The organism is Proteiniphilum sp. UBA1028, from assembly GCF_002316955.1.
Lineage (GTDB): Bacteria > Bacteroidota > Bacteroidia > Bacteroidales > Dysgonomonadaceae > Proteiniphilum.
The window spans coordinates 28,980-33,341 of record NZ_DCEN01000049.1; the positions used below are offsets into that span (position 1 = coordinate 28,980).

The following is a 4,362-nucleotide window of genomic DNA, read 5'->3' on the forward strand; positions in this document are numbered from 1 at the left end:
ATGGTGGCAGAGAAGCTAGCTTCACTGGCCGGGGGCAACATGACATACAGATCGCTGAAAAGCAGGATAGTCAAACAGTAAATTTGTCGGTATAGTACGCGACAGCAATCATTCATTTTAAAAAATAATTATGAAAAAACTTGTATCCTTTTTATTGGTGGCCCTAATTTGGGGCAGCTGTACCGGAGAGAAGAAAGGGAAAGAATCCGCCAGAAAGGAATTATCGGTGAAAGAGCTGCAGGCTGAGGCCGGGAAGAAAAGATATCCCCTTGAACAGGGAATCATACGTTCCACTTCTGAAGCCATGGATATGAAGATGGATATAGTTACCTACTTCGACAAGTGGGGTGAATGGGAAGCGATTGAAACAACGGTGCCGATGGAGATCATGGGTGATGACTATTCTTCACACACCCTTGAAATTATAAAAGGGGATGATCACTGGAAGATAGACCTGGACAAGAAGACAGGCGAACATTATACTCTGGCAAGGGCAATCAACCCCATGGGAGTCGATGTGGAAACAATGACAGATGAGCTTTTGGGGAAAATGAACATAGAGGATCTCGGCGAAGTGAAGCTCCTGGGACACAAATGCCGGAAGATGCGCATGAAGAGCGATAAAGGAACCCAAATGGATTATGTGATGTGGGGGAATGTCATGATGAGCATGGAGGGTGAGGCGATGGGCATACAAACTTCCTCCCGGGTAACATCGGTCGAAGAGGTGGCTCCTCCGCAGGAAAAATTTGAAATACCTCAGGATATTCAGTTCTCTGATGAGAAATAATACCGTACCTTCTCCGAATAGACGCCCGCAATGGTCATTCCCCATGAAGCAATTCTTCCTTTTGATGGCGATGCTTATGTTTATGGTTGCAGCATTCTCGCAATTGCAAATTCCCGGTGATATAAACCGGATCCTGGAGAAAGCGAAATCGGGAAAGGTACTCACCGAGCAGGAAAGTGCCCGGCTGGAGCAGTGGGGCGCATCGATGGAGAAGCAATTTGATGCATGGGACAGGCGAACAGATAAGGATGGCCTGCGCGCCACCGCGACCCCGCAGCCAAAAATGGCCGATGCGAAAAGCAGCAAATCCTGTCCGGAGAAAGTTGACCTCTCCCCGCTGCCTGCCCTGACACGCGAAGAGTATATAGAGCTTGCCCGGGCGCTGATGACAACCTATGGCCCGCAGACGGGTGATTTACAAAAGCTAAAGCAGGTGTTGGAAAGGTCCGACAAACAAACCGACGGGGCGGATATGGGTGCGGCATTTGTGATGACGGGAGCGGGGTCGGCCTCGGTTTATGCCATTGCCTGGAGTGCCGCACGGGCACCTGGTGACCTGCTTACGGCCAACAACCTGGGAGTAGCATTGAAAGATATGGGCGACTATTCCAAGGCGGTCCGGGTGCTGCAATATGCCGATCGGTTAAAACCCAACACCGGCCTTATACTTTCTAATCTTGGGTGGGCATACCGGGAGGCAGGAGACAATGCAAATGCAACCCTGATGTTTGAAAAGGCGTTGAGAGCCGCACCCAAAATGAGTTCGCCCTACCTGGGCCTGGGGTTGATTGCCCAATGTGAAAACAATCACCTGGAGGCGGAACAATACCTGCGAAAGGCATTGGCCCAAAAGTATTCGTCAGTAGGTTTCGGTGTCATGAAACAGGCACAGGCGGCAAAATCGCCCTCACAGAACCAGGGGGGCCAACCCCGGCCGCTGACGGATGAGAAAGGCAATTCAGAAGGAGTCGAACTGCCTGATCTGCCCGTGTATGAGGATATCGGGAAAATGGCGGGACAAGAGCAATCCCTCACACGATACCTTTCTGGTCTGGATGCCCGGAAAAGACAATTGACGTCCGACCTTCTCGAGGTATCGGAACGGATAAGAAACCAGCAGATGCGAGCGGCAAAAGATCCGGATAATGCGCTCGTCTTTCCACGTGATTTTTCCAAAGAAATCATGCAGTTTGCCGACATCACGGAGTTGCTTTTCGGGGAGCAGAGCAACTATGGTCAGGCACAGCAGCAGGGAGCAAAGTTGTTGGAAAATAATGGGAGCCTGCTTGAACAACATCTGCCCACGATCATGCAGCTGATGGAGCAGTCGCTGCGTCTTCAGGAAGAGTTAACCGCACTCTTCAAGAAGCTTGAGGCGTGTGGAGACAACGAGTATTGCCAGAAAAAGGTCGGAGCGGAAATCAGGCAGGTGCAATACAAGCTGGATCAGGTCGTGTTTCGCATCTGTAAGGAACAGAAAAGAGACCTGGAGATATCCCTATCAGCCGGTTATAAAAATTACTCGCTGATTTCGAATGCCTTGAAAGAGGCGATCCCCGACTACTATGCATTTACCAATCCCATCATTGAAAGGATGTACGCCCCCAGCCTCAACGAGTATTACAACCTCTACCGGGAAATGACGACGGTGATTCATCTGGAGATTGCAGCCGGCCTTGCATTGAGTTTGCCGGGTTATGCTGATCAACTCAATCGGATGGTTTGTGTGGAACCGGAGCCCCCGGAGCCACCCCGGGATGTGTCTGATCCGACATTACCTTCAAAAAAGAAAAAGGATTGTCCGCTGGGTGAAAATGGTATTGGAGGCGGTATAGGGCCTTTGTCGTTTGAGCTTAGTTGCGACCACGTGAAGTTATCGGGCGGTGAAGGAATTCTCTGGTCAGTGAAACGCGATTTTAATAAACACGAAACCACCATTTGGGGTGGGGTGGGTATAAAAGGCGAGTATGGCCGGGGAACTATTACGGCAGAGGCTGCCATGGGGGTGGAGATCACCATCGGGCAAGGGGATGCCGTGAAGGATGTGGCCTTTACCAGCAACGTAAAGGCGGGCCTCGGCGGACTGGCAGAAGGGGAAGTGGGCGGACGTTTCGCATTGGAAGGAGGCCCTGCGGTGGATGCAACGGCGAACCTGACTCCACCGGGTATCGGGGATTTGCTGCCATAATGGTTCTAACAGGTTGTTCCGAACACCGGGAGCCGGTTACACCAGCTTTTGTTCCAGAGCCATGCGCACCAACACCGCCGTGTTCTTGGCCCCCAGCTTCACCAGCAGATTCTTTCGGTAGCTGTTGATGGTCTCCACGCCGAGATACATTTTTTCGGCGATCTCGGGATTTGTGTAACCATCCACAATGAAACGCAGCAGTTCCTTCTCACGGGGAGTGAGCCAAACGGGGTTGTGCGTGCGGTTACGCATCAGCAGGTCGATTTCTTCACAAAGAAAAACCTTGTTGTCCATCACCATCTCCACACTCATGATGATCTCTTCGGGCATGGCATTTTTTACCACATAGCCCGATGCGCCGTTCTCAAACATCCGGCGAACGATGGCATATTCATTGAAGCTGGACAAGACCACAATCTTTGTCTCCGGATACCGCTCTTTAATCTCTTTGCAGAGATCGATGCCGCTGATATCGGGCAAATTTATATCGAGCAAGATGACGTCCGGGACCATTTTCGTTAAAATAGTCCGGCACTCCATCCCGGTAAAAGCAACGTCCATTACCTGAATGACTGCTGAGTTCTCAAAAAGCTTTTTCAATCCTTCCACCAGAATGCGGTGGTCATCCACGATGAGGATGTTGATTTTGTCCTGCCTTGTCATCATTGAGGTCTATTTCGAGGGTTATTTCGGTGCCCAGATCTTTCACAGAGTGTATCTCTACGGTGCCGCCGGTAGAGTTGATGCGGTTCTTGACGTTTTGCAGTCCCGTGCCTTTTGTTTCCTTCCGGGGATCAAAGCCTTTTCCGTTGTCTTGTACGGTGATGGAAATTCTGTCCGGTTGCTGTATGACTTGCACATTGATGTGCTCCGCTTGCGCATGCTTGATGGCGTTGTGGATCAACTCGAACACAGCTCGGTACAACGTGTTCTCTGTTTTTTGATGGAACCTTTTGTCTTCACCGAAAAAGTGAAAAAAAACATTTGGAAAGCTACGGCAAAAGTCTTCCAATGCGACTTTTAATCCGTACCGGGATAAGGACTCGGGCATCATGTTGTGCGCTACACGGCGTAGTTCCTGCATGGAGTTGTCCAGCATCTCCATTACTTTGTTGAAGCGGGCAACATCTTCCGCTTCAACAATCACGTCTTGTTTCATATCGAACAGGTTCAACTTTACGGCCGAGAGCATCCCCCCCAGGCCGTCGTGCAGGTCGCGTGCCAGCCTGGCACGTTCGGCAGTTTCGCCATCCAGCACGGCTTGTGTGGCGACGATTTGCTTTTCCTGCATCAGCTGGAGTATTTTTTGTTCGGCCAACTCCCTTTTGTTGCGGATGGTGTTCTGTCGTAAATAAAGAATGATCAGCAGCAACAACAAGATAAA

Annotated in this window: 4 protein-coding genes; 2 read left to right on the forward strand and 2 right to left on the reverse strand. The window is 50.5% G+C overall.

Going from position 1 to position 4,362, the window contains the following annotated elements:
* The first annotated feature begins 130 nt into the window (after positions 1-130).
* Complete coding sequence (locus B3Z75_RS08520) at positions 131-790, forward strand: hypothetical protein (protein ID WP_294070155.1); 660 nt, start codon at positions 131-133, stop codon at positions 788-790.
* Entirely contained in the window at positions 780-2,978 is a 2,199-nt protein-coding gene (locus B3Z75_RS08525; RefSeq protein ID WP_294070158.1) for a tetratricopeptide repeat protein, read from the forward strand. Before B3Z75_RS08520 ends, B3Z75_RS08525 begins: the two co-directional genes overlap by 11 nt.
* Before the next feature lie 36 nt (positions 2,979-3,014).
* Here B3Z75_RS08525 and B3Z75_RS08530 read toward each other — a convergent pair whose 3' ends face one another.
* Together B3Z75_RS08530 and B3Z75_RS08535 are read right to left on the reverse strand one after the other, a co-directional pair.
* Positions 3,015-3,644 (reverse strand): response regulator, encoded by a 630-nt coding sequence (locus tag B3Z75_RS08530; RefSeq protein WP_294070161.1) that lies wholly within the window; start codon positions 3,642-3,644, stop codon positions 3,015-3,017.
* Positions 3,601-4,362, reverse strand: a 762-nt coding sequence (locus tag B3Z75_RS08535) for a sensor histidine kinase (protein ID WP_294070164.1), incomplete at its 5' end; no start/stop codon positions are given. The genes B3Z75_RS08535 and B3Z75_RS08530, both read right to left, overlap by 44 nt.